This is a genomic window from Formosa algae (assembly GCF_001439665.1).
Lineage (GTDB): Bacteria > Bacteroidota > Bacteroidia > Flavobacteriales > Flavobacteriaceae > Formosa > Formosa algae.
Map to the genome: position 1 here is coordinate 50,807 of NZ_LMAK01000030.1, position 16,178 is coordinate 66,984.

Sequence of the window (16,178 nt, forward strand, 5' to 3'; positions counted from 1 at the left end):
ATTTCTTTTTTTATTAAGCTTCAATTTTGAATTCTGCTCGTAATTTTTTAGCTGTATTTACCAAGTGTGTCAGCGCTTTTTTAGTTTCTGGCCAATCTCTTGTTTTTAGTCCGCAATCTGGATTTACCCAAATGTGTTCTATAGGCAATAAGTTGCAGGCTTTTTTTAATAACAGTTCAATTTCTTCAGAGCTTGGTATTCTTGGTGAATGAATATCATACACACCAGGACCAATTTCATTAGGATATTTATAATCTACAAAAGCATCTAACAATTCCATGTTAGAACGTGAGGTTTCAATAGTAATCACGTCGGCATCTAAGGCCGCAACGCTATCAATAATGTCATTAAATTCTGAATAACACATGTGGGTATGAATTTGTGTACTATCTGCTACGCCACAAGACGAAATTTTAAAAGATTCGATCGCCCAATTTAAGTATGCTTGCCAATCTGCTTTCCGTAATGGTAAACCTTCTCTAATGGCTGGTTCATCTATTTGAATCACTTTTACACCAGCAGATTCTAAATCTAACACTTCATCACGTATCGCTAGAGCAATTTGTTTACATGTTGTTGCCCTAGATTGATCGTTACGTACAAAAGACCACTGTAGAATAGTTACTGGACCCGTTAGCATACCTTTTACCGGAATATCTGTTAAAGATTGCGCATAAGCCGTCCAATTAACTGTCATAGGGTGTTCTCTAGATACATCTCCAAAAATAATGGGTGGTTTTACACAACGGCTTCCATAACTTTGTACCCAACCAAAATTAGTAAAAGCAAAGCCTTTTAGTTGTTCTCCAAAATATTCTACCATGTCGTTTCTTTCAAACTCGCCATGTACTAAAACATCTAATCCAATACTTTCTTGAAAACGAATGGTTTCTTCTATTTCATCCTGAATTAAATGATCGTATTCAGTTTGTGAAATTTCTCCTTTTTTAAATTTAGAACGCCAACTTCTAATTGATTTTGTTTGCGGAAAAGAACCAATTGTTGTCGTTGGAAATAAGGGTAAGTTTAAAATGCTTTTTTGCTGACTTTGTCTAAATTTAAATGCAGACTGTCTAGAACTATCTTGAGCAGTTAATTTTGATACTCTATGTTTTACAGCTTCATTATGAATTAATTCTGATGTACTCTTGTTTACAATAGACTGTTTATTTGCTTTTAATGCCGTTATATTTTCATCAGAATTCGGATCAATCACTAACGCTTTTAACCTTACTATTTCTTCAACTTTTTGTTTTGCAAAAGCTAACCATTGTTTTATATCTGTCGGTAATTTTTGTTCTAAATTTAAATCTATCGGACTATGTAATAGGGAACATGAAGATCCAATCCAGACGCTATCTTTTCCTAAAAGATTGACTGCTTTTTCAATGAGTTTTAAACTGTGTTCAAAATCATTTTTCCAAATATTTCTACCATCAATAACACCTAAGGATAAAATGGTTTTTTTGTTGCATTCATCTGCATTTAAAATATCATCTAATTGCAAAGTACATCTTACTAGATCCAGATGTAATGCGTGTACCGGAAGTTTTAAAACCGTTTTTAAATTTGTACCATAACAATCAAAATAATTAGCTAGTATAATCTTTAAATTTGGGAATGTTGATGCTAATGTGGTATAGGTTTTTGTAATGGCTTGTTGTTCTGTAATTGATAAATCTGTAACTAAACACGGTTCGTCAAATTGGATATATTCTGCTCCGGCGTTTATTAATTGTTCAACTAATTGAAAATATACAGGTAGTAATTTATCGAGTAACTCTATACGATGAAAATTATGTTCTGTTTCTTTTCCTAAGAGTAAAAACGTAACCGGTCCAATTAATACGGGTTTCGTTTTTATGCCCAACTCTAAAGCCTCTTTAAATTCGTTTACAGCTTTTAAATTTAGAAGTTCGAAAGTCTGATTTTTATGAAATTCTGGTACAATGTAATGGTAATTGGTATCGAACCATTTTGTCATTTCCATTGCTGTAACATCTAATCCGTCTTTTTGAATTCCACGAGCCATAGCGTAATATAAATCTAACGGATTTTCATTTAATTTTAAATTATTGTAGCGCTCTGGAATACACCCTAAAGTAAGCGTTAAATCTAAAACGTGATCGTATAATGAAAAGTCGTTAGACGGAATTAAATCGATACCTATTTCATCTTGAAATATCCAATTGTCTTGTCTAATTGCTTTAGCATTCTTTAAATGATTTTCTAACGTTATGTCATGTTTCCAATAGGCTTCAGAAGATTTTTTAAGTTCCCTTTTACTTCCAATTCTAGGATATCCTAAGAGGTTCGTTTTCATAATTTTTAAGTTTTTTAATTAGTTTTAAAATCTTTTCAAAATTATAAATACATTCTTATTATCTTTAATGTTTTAAAAAATAGGATTATAAACCTATTTTAAGGTAAAATAATATTTTTTTTATCTTTTTAAGTATCGATTAAATAACCTTAACAGAATAAAACACCATGCATCAATTAGACGCCACAGATATACAGCTACTAAAATTACTACAAGAGAACTCTAATGTGACCACAAAAGAGTTAGCAAAGCGTGTAAACTTATCTCCAACTCCCGTTTTTGAACGTATTAAAAAATTAGAAAATGAAGGTTATATTAAAAAATACGTTGCTGTTTTAGATGCCGATAAATTAAATAAATCTCTAATTGCTTTTTGTAGCATTCGGTTAAAGCAACACACTAATATTATAGGCAACAAATTTGTTCACGATATTAAATCTTTAAAAGAAGTGACAGAATGTTATAATACGTCTGGCGATTTCGATTTTTTATTGAAGGTTATTGTTGAAGATATGAAACATTACCAAGATTTTGTATTGAATAGTTTAGGGGCAATTAAAAATATAGGAAGTGCACATACAACCTTTGTTATGGGCGAGATTAAACACAGTTATGATATCCCAATAGATTAAAAATTAAGCATAAAAAAACCTTCAAGAAAACTTGAAGGTTTTGAAGAGGCGTCGAGCGGATTCGAACCGCTGTACAAGGTTTTGCAGACCTCTGCCTAGCCACTCGGCCACGACGCCGTAATTAACGGATTGCAAATGTATAAAAAATTACGATTGTAAGCTATATACTTTTACTTTTTTCTTTTCTCTGTCATTTTTATAGTCACCATTTCTACATCTCCACCAATAGGAGGATTTAGCTTACTAACACTTATAGTCGCCTTTTTAATGGCGTTATTTTCGTTTAATATTCTAACTAATATACGTTTAGCAACCGTTTCTAAAAGGTAAGAAGGTTTTTTCATTTCTTCTCTAACTATGCGGTTTAAAAATACATAATCAACTGTATCTACCAGATTATCTGATACTGCAGAGGTTTGTAAATTGGCTTTTATAACTAAATCTACGCGGTAATCACTTCCAATTTTAGTTTCTTCGGTTAAACAACCATGATTTGCGTAAATTCTTATGTTTTCAACTTTTATAACGCCCATAAGCTTGTAAATAAATAATATTTTAGGGATTAAAACTTTTTATAAAATTAATCATTATCTGTTATAATAATAGTAAGCCATGGTATATTTCATTAATTTTGCTGTTTATTTTTTATTTTAATAGGTATTCAAATTACGTATGTCTGAAGAAACAAAATCACTCAATTTTATTGAACATATTATAGAAAACGATTTAAAAACTGAAATCTCTAAGGAAGATCTTAGGTTTCGTTTTCCACCAGAACCTAATGGGTATTTACACATTGGTCACACTAAAGCTATCGGAATTAGTTTTGGTTTAGGTGAACGTTATAATGCGCCTGTAAACCTTCGTTTCGACGATACAAATCCAGCCAAAGAAGAGCAGGAATATGTAGACGCGATTAAAGAAGATGTCTCTTGGTTAGGCTACCAATGGGATAAGGAAGTGTATTCTTCAGATTATTTTCAGCAATTGTTCGATTGGGCTGTTCAACTTATTAAAGATGGAAAAGCATATGTCGATTCGCAATCGTCTGAAGCTATGGCCGAACAAAAAGGAACCCCAACACAACCTGGTGTAGATGGTCCGTTTAGAGATCGTACAGTTGAAGAAAACCTAGATTTATTCAACCGTATGAAAGCGGGAGAATTTGATGAAGGTGAACATATTTTACGTGCTAAAATAGACATGCAACATGTAAACATGTTAATGCGTGATCCTATTATTTACAGAATTTTAAAGAAATCGCATCACCGCACAGGCGATACTTGGTGTATTTACCCTATGTACGACTGGACGCATGGAGAAAGCGACTACATAGAACAAGTTTCACATAGTTTATGTTCGTTAGAATTTAAACCTCATAGAGAACTTTACGATTGGTTTTTAGACCAGTTGGTGGTAGAAGATAAGTTACGCCCTAAACAACGCGAATTTGCACGCTTAAACTTAAGTTATACTATTATGAGTAAACGTAAGTTGTTACAATTGGTAGAAGATGGTGTGGTTAATGGTTGGGACGATCCGCGTATGCCTACCATTTCAGGTTTACGTCGTCGTGGTTATACGCCAACAGCTATTAGAAAATTTGTTGAAACCGTAGGAGTAGCTAAACGTGAAAATATAATTGATGTTTCGCTTTTAGAATTTTGTATTCGAGAAGATTTAAACAAAACTGCTCCGCGTGTTATGGCCGTTTTAGATCCGGTAAAATTAGTGATTACTAATTATCCAGAAGATAAAGAAGAATGGTTAGAAGCAGAAAATAATCAGGAGGATGACAGCGCTGGATTTAGACAAGTGCCATTTTCTCGTGAATTATATATTGAACGCGACGATTTTAAAGAAAGCGCAAATAGTAAATATTTCCGTTTAACTTTAGGAAAAGAAGTGCGTTTAAAAAATGCTTACATCATCAAAGGTGAAAGCGTTGTAAAAGATGAACATGGTAAGATTACAGAAATTCATGTAAGTTACGATCCAGATACTTTAAGTGGAAGTGGGACAGAAGCCAGTTTACGAAAAGTAAAAGGAACCTTACATTGGGTGTCTATAAAACATGCGGTTACAGCTGTAGTTAGAGAATACGACAGATTATTTATGGATGAATCTCCAGATAGTCATGCCGATAAAAGTTTTATGGATTTTATAAATCCGGACTCTTTAAAATTAATCACAGCTTATGTAGAACCAAGTTTAACAGAAGCTAATGTAGGCGATCGTTTTCAGTTTCAACGTTTAGGGTATTTTAATGTGGATTACGATTCGACTCCAGAGAAATTAATTTTTAATAAAACAGTTGGTTTACGCGATTCTTGGGCGAAGGAAAAACCAAAACCTCAAGCGAATCAAAATCAAAATCAGAATCAGCCTAAATCTAATCAGCCTCAACGTAAAGCGATAGATGTGATACAGCAATTTGGTAAAAAATATACCAATTTACCAGACGCTAAACGTGAGAAAATTAAAGCTGATATTTTAGAATTAGCAGAAAAAGTATCTTACGACGAATTAGAGCCGTTATTTGGAACGGCGGTTAAAAAAGTAGGTACACGTATCGCTGCGATGTTAACGTTGCAGGTATTGCTTAAAAATGGTTTAGAACGTAACGATGCGGTTAACGAATTTATAGAAAAAGGATTAGCAGATGGTAACGCGCTTTTAGTTGCCGAAGCTTCCGTTTTATAATCAAAATATAACAGTATTTAAAGCCTTGAAATTGTTTTATTTCAAGGCTTTTTTGTTTCAAAAAATTAGAAATCAGTGTACCAAATTTTAAGCTATTTAATGGATTCTAAGTATTTTTGTATAACAACTTTTTTAATTTTACAGTATGGTTTTTATAGATAATGAAGGCGTTACAGATCCGCATTTAAATTTAGCATTAGAAGAATATGCTTTAAGACATTTCGATGCTAATACAGATTATTTATTGTTTTACATTAATGAACCTTCAATAATTATTGGTAGAAATCAGAACACTTTAGAAGAAATTAATCAAGAGTATATTTCAGAAAAAGGCATTCATGTGGTGCGCCGTATAAGTGGAGGAGGAGCTGTTTATCATGATTTAGGAAATCTAAATTTTAGTTTTATTACCAATCACGATAATGCGAGTATGCATAATTTTAAAAAGTTTACTGCACCAGTAATTGAAGTGTTGAAAAATTTTGGAGTTGAAGCCGAACTTATTGGTAGAAATGATATTCTAATCGATGGAAAAAAAGTATCTGGAACTGCCCAATTTACTACCGGTAAACGCATGTTTAGTCATGGAACGTTGTTGTTGAGTACCGACCTAAATGAAGTGGCTAATGCGTTACAAGTTAAGATGAGTAAAATTCAGTCTAAAGGTCATAAATCTGTGAGAAGTCGTGTGGCGAATATCAGTGATTTTTTAGGAGAACCCTTGACTATCAATGCGTTTAGAACGTTAATTATTGAAGGTTTATATGCTAATAATCCAGATTTTAAAACCTACGAATTTACTGATGAAGATCGCGAAGGTATCGCAAAATTAAAAGCAGAAAAGTATGACGATTGGAATTGGAATTACGGGCGCTCGCCTAAGTTTAATATTCAGCGCACGAAGCGTTTTCCAATTGGTGAAATAGATTTACGAATTTTTGTTGAAAAAGGGCACATTGCTGAGTTTACCGTATTTGGAGATTTCTTTGGAAAAAATGCGGTTGACGAACTCTCAGCTGTGTTAATAGGTTTGCCCTATGAAGAAACAGCGATTAAAAATGCTTTAGAAAATATTGATCTTACAGAATATTTTGGAGCTATTGATAAAAATGAATTTTTAGCCATGATTTATGGTAATGATGACATCGATTCTGAGGTTTCCGAATAATTAAAAACTCATTAAAAATTACAATTCAATTTATTTAATAAATAGCTAGTTATATATATAATAGTTTGTTTTTTTGTACCTTATAATATCTATTTTAAAGTATTATGAAAACACAAGAACAATTACTCAAAGACATTTCAGAAATCGTTTGGACTATAGAAAATGATTATCCTGAAGTCTATCAATATCTTGATGAAAATCCGATAACAATTCCAAATTTTGAACATCCAGAAGTTACAGTAATAGAACTTGAAGAATATTTGGATAGCTTGAATGTTATTATTGAAAATTATAAAAAAGAACAACGTATAAAATAACTATACAAAACAAAAAACTCCTGATTCTAATTTTAGAATCAGGAGTTTTTTTTATAATTAAAAAAATAACTTTTATTAGAATTTAACAGCGGTTCCAGAAGCAGTAACCATTAACATGCCACCATTAGGACCAACGGTTTCATAATCTAAATCTACAGCAACAATACCATGAGCTCCTAATTCTTGTGCACGTTCTGTCATTTCTTTTAAAGCACTGTCTTTAGCTTCTCTTAAAACAGATTCATAAGAACTAGAGCGTCCGCCAACAATATCACGAATTCCAGCAAAAAAGTCTTTTATAAAATTGGCACCAATTATAGTTTCTCCAGTAACAATACCTAAGTATTCAGTTATTTTTTTAGTTTCTAGAGTTGGTGTAGTTGTAACTATCATGTTTATAAATTTAAATTATTCTAATTCTTTGGGTTTATTTTTAGCTTCTTTCATAGCTTCACCTATCTGATTACTAGCTACAAAACTTGCCACCATATCATTTAACATATTACTTCCTGCTTGAGGCGAGTTTGGTAATAAAATTAAGTTACTATTCGTTTCTTCACCTAAAGATTGTAATGTATCGTAATGTTGTGTCACTACAATTAAGGCAGAGGCTTCTTGAGAATTAATACCTACACGATTTAATACTTCTACAGATTCCTCCAAACCACGAGCAATTTCTCGACGTTGGTCTGCAATACCTTGACCTTGTAAACGCTTACTTTCTGCTTCGGCTTTTGCTTTTTCAACAATTAAAATACGTTGTGCATCTCCTTCAAACTGTGCTGCTATTTTTTCACGTTCAGAAGCATTAATACGGTTCATTGCTGCTTTTACTTGAGCATCTGGATCGATATCTGTAACAAGAGTTTTTATAATATCGTAACCATAGTCAGACATTGCATCGTTAAGTTCCATTTTTACTGCGATTGCAATATCATCTTTTTTAACAAAGACATCATCTAACTTCATTTTCGGAACTTCTGCACGAACCACATCAAATACATAAGAGGTAATTTGGTCGTGAGCATAATCTAATTTATAAAAAGCATCATATACTTTTTCTTGAATGACTTTAAACTGTACAGATATTTTTAAACGAACAAATACATCATCTTTCGTTTTGGTTTCGACAATAACATCTAATTGCTGAATTTTTAAACTCATTCGGCCAGCAATACGATCTATAAATGGAATTTTCATTTGTAAACCAGAATGGCGAATACTTCTAAATTTTCCAAAGCGCTCTATAATGGCTGCTGTTTGTTGCTTTACTGTAAAAAAAGAAAGGAACAAAACCACCAGAATTAAGAATACAAATGGGATAAATAATACGGACATAGTTTTATTTTTAATAGTTAGTAAATTCTGATACTAAATTTAGTCTATTATTTTGATTCGGTTTAATAATACCAATCAAAACTAATTTAGTTTACAAATATGTATATAAAACCCTTTAAAATGTTACACAATTATTTAGGTTTTATAATTTTTTAAATATGAAATGCATATTTCTTAGACAAAATACATTCACAATTTTCATTCACCCTATAAAATTTTCAATTCAACGTTTTAAAACCTACTATCAAAAGTAATAGTTGGTAAAATAATATATTTGGTGTGCTATTACTCAAACCTACAATTATGATTCACAGATTATTACCTATTCTTGGTGTAGTAATTTTGTTCACCCAAATTACCTACTCACAAAATCAAAAAGAAGTTGTTGCCACGTCTTGGTTACATTCTAATTTTTCGACTTTAAGATCTCAAAATACTTTCGACTTAAAAAAAGATTTTGCTCAAGTTGGAACTTCTGGTGAAACATTTAGATTTGGACAATATGTAAACGATGTGCCTGTTTTAAATGCTACAGTCGCAGTGCATGTATCTCCTAATAATGAAGTGACTTATAATTCTGGCGAATTTGATACTGCTATTACTATAATAAATACCACTCCAAAAATAACTTCAGATCAGGCTGTGTATTTGGCAGCAAAATCTTTAGGTATAGATGGTACAATTACTCAAAAAGAATCTAAACTTTATATTTATAACAACAGTGGTGTTACACAATTAGTGTATCGTGTGACTACAAATTCTAAAACGCTTGACGGTTTCTGGGAAACTTTAATTAATGCTAAAACGTCTGAAATAATTAGTCAAACAGATATTGCACATTATTATCACGGTCACGATCATGGACATGAAACTATAAATGAAAAAACTGAAGAATCTACTGTAGAAGCAAAAGGAAAGATTTTTAATCCAGATCCTTTATCTGTAACAGGAGAAGTTTATGGTGGTTATTTTATGGATAACGACGATGTTACCAATGCTTATTTAAATAGTGCTAGAGCAGATGTTACTTTTAATGTGGTAAAAAGTGAGGCTGGGAAGTATCAATTGAAGAGTGAATATTTAGAAATTAAAGACATACAAGATCCTGAAACTGGTTTATTCGAACAAGATTCTCCAGTATTTAATTTTACTAGAGAAGAAGATGGTTTTGAAGCTGTAAATGCATATTATCATATAAATATGAACATGCGTTATATTAATGAAACTTTAGGTATCGCATTAAAATCTATGTATAACGACGGGGTGATTTATTATGATCCGCATGCGTTTAATGGTGCAGATAATTCTTCTTACGGTGGTGGTGTGTTAAAGTATGGTACCGGTGGTGTAGATGATGCCGAAGATGCAGATGTAATTGTACATGAATTAGGGCATGGTATTCACGAATGGTTAATACAAAGTAGTATTTCTCAGGTAGAAGGATTAAGCGAAGGTTTTGGTGATTATTGGGCACAATCCTACAGCAGAGGTTTAGAACGTTACAACAGTTCTAGATCGAGTTCTACTTATAACGATTTATTTAAATGGGACGGACATAATGAATTTTGGAGTGGCCGCGTTACAGATTATGATGTGCAATATCCGGAAGGATTAGTAAATAAAATTCATACAGACGGACAAATTTTTGCATCTACCTTAATGCAAGTTTGGGAATATTTAGGAAAAGAAACAACAGATAAAATAGTATTAGAAGGTATGTCTATGACAAGTTCTAAATCTAATCAAGCTGAAGCTATTGCAGCAATTCGTCAGGCAGCTGTAGATATGAGTTTAGGATGTGAAGATATAGCGTATATAACTACTATTTTTAATACTAGAGGTTATGGGGTAGAAGCTTATGATTGTTCTCGATTAAGTGTAGATGATACAGCTATTTCTAACATTAAAATTTATCCAAACCCAGCATCAAGTGTTATTAATTTTAAAAACATTACTAGCGATCATCAAATTACAATTTATAATATGATGGGTCAAAAAGTATTACATTCTACAATAACTCAAGCTAATAATTCTGTAAATGTTTCAGCTTTATCTAAAGGTATGTACATGATTTCGTTTAAAGATTATAAAACAAACTTTAAGTTTATTAAGCAATAGATATTTAAAATTTAGACTATAAAAAAAGCGCGTTATAAACGCGCTTTTTTTATTTGATATAATTAGTACTTCTAACCGCTTTAGAGGCATATTATATTTCAGAAGTTAGTTGTTCTATACGTTGTATAGATTCTTGTTTTCCTATCATAAACATAATTTCAAAAACATCTGGACCTTGTAAAGCACCAACTAAAGCTAATCGTAAAGGCATCATGACTTTTCCGAATCCGATTTCTTTAGAAGTAATCCAACCTTTAATATCGTTTTGAAGCGCTTCAGTAGTATAATCTTCAACATTGTTAATAAGGGTTACTAATTCACTTAAAAGCGCTTTAGTGTCGTCTTTAACTGCTTTTTTATAAGCTTTAGCATCATATGTTTTAGGCGATTGAAAAAAGAAATGACTCAAGTCCCATAAATCTGAAATAAATGTGGCACGTTCTTTAATTAAATTCACTGCCATACCAATGTAATTTACATCAATGTCTTTTAATTCGTCACGATCTGTTTTAAAAGCTTCAGCAAGTTCGTCGTTATTTTGTTCTTGCATATAATGGTGATTAAACCATTTAATTTTGTCCGGATCAAAACGTGCTCCAGCTTTATGTACGCGTTCAATATCAAAAGCTTCAACAAGAGCCTCTAAATTAAATAATTCTTGTTCAGTTCCAGGATTCCATCCTAAAAAGGCTAAGAAATTAATTACAGCTTCAGAGAAATATCCATCTTCTTTGTATCCACGTGAAACATCATTAGTTTTTGGATCAATCCATTCTAAAGGAAAAACAGGGAATCCTAATTTATCGCCATCACGTTTACTTAATTTTCCTTTACCTGTAGGTTTTAAAATTAGTGGTAAATGTGCAAATTCTGGCGCATCCCATCCAAAAGCTTTGTATAATTGATAGTGCAAGGCTAGGGAAGGTAACCATTCTTCACCACGAATAACATGTGTAATTTCCATTAAATGGTCGTCTACAATATTCGCTAGGTGATAGGTTGGCATGCCATCACTTTTAAATAACACTTTATCATCTAAAATATTCGTGTCTATTTTAATATGCCCACGAACCATGTCTTTTAAATGTAAAGTTTCATCCTGTGGCGATTTAAAACGTATAACGTAATCTTCTCCAGCTTCTATTCGTTTTTGAACGTCTTCAGGAGAAAGTGATAATGAGTTTGTAAGTTTTAAACGATTATGCCAATTGTAAATAAACGTTTTTCCGTTTTGTTCGTGCTCTGTTCTATGTGTATCTAAAGCTTCAGCTGTATCGAAAGCATAATAGGCATTATTAGTCGCTATTAATTCTTCGGCATATGCTTTATATAAATCTTTACGTTCACTTTGTCTGTACGGACCAAATTTTTCGTTTTTACCTGGACCTTCATCAAAAGGAATATTACACCAATTTAATGCATCAATTATATAATTTTCGGCACCTTCTACATATCTGTTTTGATCGGTATCTTCAATACGTAAAACAAAAGTTCCGTTATGTTTTTTAGCAAATAAATAGTTGAATAAAGCAGTACGAACACCACCTATGTGAAGCGGTCCTGTTGGGCTTGGTGCAAAACGCACACGAACATTTTTAGTCATGTTTTTTTATTTAAGAGTGCAAAGATACTGTGATATGTGTAAAGATGAAAGCTTTAACAAAAGAGATAATCATTTTATAAATTTCATTTTAACAGAATGTTACAGTATTAGGCTATTACAGCTAAAATTATTATTGTAGATTAGTAAGTTAAATACAGCATAGATTGGATAACTTTAAAATTATAATACAAAAGCTAGAAGGTTTTATAAGACGTTATTATACTAACGAACTTATAAAAGGTGGAATACTATTTTTTTCTATCGGTCTTTTATATTTTTTACTTACGCTTTTAGTAGAACATTTTCTGTGGTTAAACCAAATTGCTCGAGCTATTTTATTTTGGCTTTTTATTTTAGTCGAGGTTTTACTTTTTGTAAAGTTTATCCTGATTCCGATTTCTAAATTATTCAAACTTCAAAAAGGAATTAATTATGAAGAAGCCTCTAAACTTATCGGAAATCATTTTCCTGAAGTAAACGATAAATTACTGAATGTTCTACAACTTCATGAAGATGCTTCTCAATCCGAATTGTTATTAGCCAGTATTAATCAAAAAGCTTCAGAGTTAAGTCCGGTGCCTTTTAAACTAGCTATAAATCTTAATCAGAATGTTAAATATTTAAGGTTTGCGATTCTACCTATTTTACTCGTATTAATTTTTATTGCAATAGGTAAGGTGAATTGGTTTACGGATAGTTATAAACGTGTTGTAGATTATAAAACAGCTTACGAACCACCTGCACCATTTCAGTTTTTTGTGCTCAACGATAATTTAAATGGAATAGAAAATAAAGATTTTAAATTGATAGTAAATACTGCTGGAAGTATAATTCCTGAACACGCAGAAATTACTTTTAATAACGAAACTTACTTTTTACAAGACAAAGGTTCTGGACTGTTTGAGTATGTGTTTACCAATGTAAAAGATAATATTTCGTTTCAGTTACAAGCAAATGGTGTACAATCTAAACCTTACGAATTATCTATAATTGAAGTTCCTACTTTATTGGGTTTTGAAATGGTTTTAGAGTATCCCAAATATATAAAAAAACAGAATGAAATTTTAAAAAGTACGGGCAATGCAATTGTTCCAGAAGGTACTAATGTGACCTGGAAATTGAAAACCAAAGCTACAGATCGTGTACATCTATTTTCTACAGATACTATAAATTTTTCAAAAGATAAAGATCGTTTTCAAACTACTAAACAAATCATTTCTAATTTAAATTATAGTTTAAGTACAAGTAATACTAATCTTACAAATTATGAAAATTTAAGTTATACAATAGATGTTATAAAAGATCAATTTCCTGAGTTTAAAATTGAAATGGCTCAAGATTCAGTCGATCTCAAAACACTGTATTTTAATGGTCAAGTAAGTGACGATTATGGCTTGCGTGCTTTAAATTTGGTGTATTATGAAACAGATAATATTGAAACGCAAGTTAAGTTACCCATAACTATTTCTAAATCTAATGTCGATCAATTTGTAACTGCTTTTCCAAATCAGGTAAAGCTTAAAGAGGGGGTGTCTTATAGTTTGTATTTTGAAGTTTTTGACAATGATAATTTGCACAATTATAAACGTACAAAAAGTGAAGTTTTTACCTATCGTGAAAAAACTAAAAGTGAAGAAAAGAATGCACAATTAGCCCAACAACAAAATGCTATAAACGACTTTAATAAATCGCTAAATACATTTGATGAAAATGAGAAACTTTTAGAAGAAATTTCAGATACACAAAAGACTAAAAAGAATTTGAACTTTAATGATAAGAAACAAATTCAAGATGTTCTTAAACGACAAGAACAACAAGAAAAGTTGATGAAGAATTTTAATAAATCGTTTCAAGATAATTTAAATGAATTTGATAAAGAGAATGAAAATGATCCTTTAAAGAAAGAACTTCAAAAACGTTTAAAAGAGAACGAAGATCAACTTAAACAAGACGAACGTCTTTTAGATGAATTACAGAAATTAGAAGAAAAAATTAGTGAAGAAGAACTATCTAATAAATTCAAATATTTAAGTAAACAAAATAAAAAACAAAAGCGAAGTTTAGAACAATTAGTAGAATTAACTAAGCGCTTTTATGTTGCAAAAAAAATGGAAAAATTGCAGCAAGATTTAGAACGCTTGGCTGATGAACAATTAGAATTATCTGAAAAATCCAAAGCAGAAAACACTTCCGATAAACAAGATAAATTGAATGAAACGTTTAAAGATTTACAACAAGAGTTAGATGCTTTACAAAAAGAAAATGAAGTTTTAAAAAAGCCAATGGATCTTCCTAGAGAAGAACAGACAGAATCAGAAATTAATGAGTTACAAGAAGACGCCTCTGACCAATTAAAAAAGAGTGAATCTGATGAGAATAAGAATTCTGAAAATTCTGAAAAACAAGCCAAACAAAAACAAAAGCAGTCTGCTCAAAAAATGAAACAAATGAGCCAGTCTATGCAAGAATCCATGCAAACGGACGGCGGCGAACAAATGGAAGAAGATGCTGAAATGTTACGTCAGATTTTAGACAACCTACTTATATTTTCTTTTGATGAAGAATCACTAATGAATCAATTTAAAAGTATTGAAGTCAATCATAATAATTATGCCAAACATTTACGTAAACAACACGATTTACGTGAATACTTTGAGCATGTAGATGATAGTTTATTTTCTTTGTCATTAAGACAACCTATGTTATCTGAACAGGTAAATAATGAGATTACAAATATCTATCATTATATGGATTTATCTCTAGAAGAATATTCTGAGAATTTAATTTATCAAGGTATTTCTTCACAGCAATATGTCTTTTCATCTGCTAATGTTTTAGCAGATCTTTTAAGTAATATTTTAGATAATATGGAAGATCAACTTAATGCATCTTCCTCTTCATCTGGTCAGGGTAGTGGTAAACAATCTGGTCAATCAGAAGGACAACTTTCCGATATTATTATGAGCCAAGAAGAGCTTAATAAACAAATGCAAAATCAAATGAATGGTAAAGGTGAGAAAGAAGGAGAAGGCGATAAGCAAGATGGTGAATCTTCTAAACCTGGTGAATCTGGTTCTGATGGCAAAGAAGGTGAAGGTAATAATTCTGGAGAAGGTAATACAAGTGGTGAAGGAAAGCAACCCGGCAATGAAGAATTGAATGGCGAATTATTTGCTATTTATCAGCGTCAGCAAGAATTAAGAAATCAACTTCAAGAACGATTAGAACAAGAAGGTTTAACTCCAGATTCTAGACAACTATTAAAACAAATGGAAGATGTTGAAATGGAATTATTAAATGACGGATTTTCAAAAAAGACATTAGAAAAAATGTTGAATTTTGAACATCAATTATTAAAATTACAGGATGCCACCTTTCAACAAGAACAGGAAAATAAAAGAGAATCTAAATCTAATTCTAATTCATTTTCTAACACTAGTTCAGACAAAATAACACAAGCAAAACAATATTTTAATACTACTGAAATATTAAACAGACAAGTCCTACCTTTGCAGCAAAGTTTTAAAAATAAAGTGCAACAGTATTTTAATAAATTATAATGATATATTTTAATTACGAAACCGATTTTGAATTGGTTAATGAAGACGTGTTAGCTAATTGGATTAATGCGACTATTGTAGAAGAAGGATGTAAAGAAGGCGAGATTAATTATATCTTTTGTGATGATGAATATCTGCATAAGTTAAATGTAGAGTTCCTAGATCATGACACCTTAACAGATGTTATTAGTTTTGATTACTGTGTTGGTAAAGAAATTCATGGTGATATTTACATCTCTGTAGAGCGAGTTCGAGATAATGCATCAGACTTTAAAACGGTGTTTACAGATGAGATTCATAGAGTTATTATTCATGGTGTTTTACATTACTGTGGATTCAAAGATAAAACAGATTCTGATGCTCAATTAATGCGTTCTAAAGAAGAATATTACTTATCTAAACTTAATTAATTTCTT

12 protein-coding genes and 1 tRNA gene are annotated in these 16,178 nt (G+C 31.4%); 7 read left to right on the forward strand and 6 right to left on the reverse strand.

Going from position 1 to position 16,178, the window contains the following annotated elements:
- Positions 1 to 13: 13 nt before the first annotated feature.
- Complete coding sequence (gene metE / locus AST99_RS09435; RefSeq protein ID WP_057781591.1) at positions 14 to 2,323, reverse strand: 5-methyltetrahydropteroyltriglutamate--homocysteine S-methyltransferase; 2,310 nt, start codon at positions 2,321 to 2,323, stop codon at positions 14 to 16.
- Between the two features lie 167 nt (positions 2,324 to 2,490).
- On the opposite strand from metE, the gene AST99_RS09440 reads away from it, so the two are divergent.
- Positions 2,491 to 2,955 carry an Lrp/AsnC family transcriptional regulator gene (locus AST99_RS09440; RefSeq protein WP_057781592.1) on the forward strand — a complete coding sequence of 155 codons (465 nt, stop codon included), beginning with the start codon at positions 2,491 to 2,493 and terminating at the stop codon, positions 2,953 to 2,955.
- 46 nt (positions 2,956 to 3,001) lie between these two features.
- Here the strand turns inward: AST99_RS09440 and AST99_RS09445 are convergent.
- Positions 3,002 to 3,072 (reverse strand) — tRNA-Cys (locus AST99_RS09445).
- Positions 3,073 to 3,125: 53 nt separating this feature from the next.
- On the reverse strand, positions 3,126 to 3,488 hold the full coding sequence (gene folB / locus AST99_RS09450) for a dihydroneopterin aldolase (protein ID WP_057781593.1): 363 nt from the start codon (positions 3,486 to 3,488) through the stop codon (positions 3,126 to 3,128).
- A 139-nt stretch (positions 3,489 to 3,627) separates the two neighbouring features.
- Between folB and AST99_RS09455 the strand changes: the two genes are divergently transcribed.
- The 3 genes from AST99_RS09455 (at position 3,628) to AST99_RS09465 (ending at position 7,143) form a co-directional block, all read left to right on the forward strand.
- A complete protein-coding gene (locus tag AST99_RS09455; RefSeq protein WP_057781594.1) occupies positions 3,628 to 5,658 on the forward strand; it encodes a glutamine--tRNA ligase/YqeY domain fusion protein in 2,031 nt (676 codons plus the stop codon).
- 145 nt (positions 5,659 to 5,803) lie between these two features.
- On the forward strand, positions 5,804 to 6,826 hold the full coding sequence (locus AST99_RS09460) for a lipoate--protein ligase (RefSeq protein ID WP_057781595.1): 1,023 nt from the start codon (positions 5,804 to 5,806) through the stop codon (positions 6,824 to 6,826).
- A gap of 104 nt (positions 6,827 to 6,930) precedes the next feature.
- Complete coding sequence (locus AST99_RS09465; RefSeq protein WP_057781596.1) at positions 6,931 to 7,143, forward strand: hypothetical protein; 213 nt, start codon at positions 6,931 to 6,933, stop codon at positions 7,141 to 7,143.
- Between the two features lie 75 nt (positions 7,144 to 7,218).
- Here AST99_RS09465 and AST99_RS09470 read toward each other — a convergent pair whose 3' ends face one another.
- Both AST99_RS09470 and AST99_RS09475 read right to left on the reverse strand, forming a co-directional pair.
- Positions 7,219 to 7,536, reverse strand: coding sequence for a heavy metal-binding domain-containing protein (locus AST99_RS09470; protein ID WP_057781597.1), 318 nt, complete (start codon positions 7,534 to 7,536; stop codon positions 7,219 to 7,221).
- A gap of 15 nt (positions 7,537 to 7,551) precedes the next feature.
- Positions 7,552 to 8,481, reverse strand: a complete 930-nt coding sequence (locus AST99_RS09475) for an SPFH domain-containing protein (RefSeq protein ID WP_057781598.1) — start codon at positions 8,479 to 8,481, stop codon at positions 7,552 to 7,554.
- 303 nt (positions 8,482 to 8,784) lie between these two features.
- On the opposite strand from AST99_RS09475, the gene AST99_RS09480 reads away from it, so the two are divergent.
- Positions 8,785 to 10,599 (forward strand): T9SS type A sorting domain-containing protein, encoded by a 1,815-nt coding sequence (locus tag AST99_RS09480; protein WP_057781599.1) that lies wholly within the window; start codon positions 8,785 to 8,787, stop codon positions 10,597 to 10,599.
- A 91-nt stretch (positions 10,600 to 10,690) separates the two neighbouring features.
- Here AST99_RS09480 and gltX read toward each other — a convergent pair whose 3' ends face one another.
- On the reverse strand, positions 10,691 to 12,202 hold the full coding sequence (gene gltX / locus AST99_RS09485; protein WP_057781600.1) for a glutamate--tRNA ligase: 1,512 nt from the start codon (positions 12,200 to 12,202) through the stop codon (positions 10,691 to 10,693).
- 164 nt (positions 12,203 to 12,366) lie between these two features.
- Between gltX and AST99_RS09490 the strand changes: the two genes are divergently transcribed.
- Positions 12,367 to 15,762 carry a hypothetical protein gene (locus tag AST99_RS09490; protein ID WP_057781601.1) on the forward strand — a complete coding sequence of 1,132 codons (3,396 nt, stop codon included), beginning with the start codon at positions 12,367 to 12,369 and terminating at the stop codon, positions 15,760 to 15,762.
- Positions 15,762 to 16,172, forward strand: a complete 411-nt coding sequence (gene ybeY / locus AST99_RS09495; protein ID WP_057781602.1) for an rRNA maturation RNase YbeY — start codon at positions 15,762 to 15,764, stop codon at positions 16,170 to 16,172. Before AST99_RS09490 ends, ybeY begins: the two co-directional genes overlap by 1 nt.
- Positions 16,173 to 16,178: the final 6 nt, after the last annotated feature.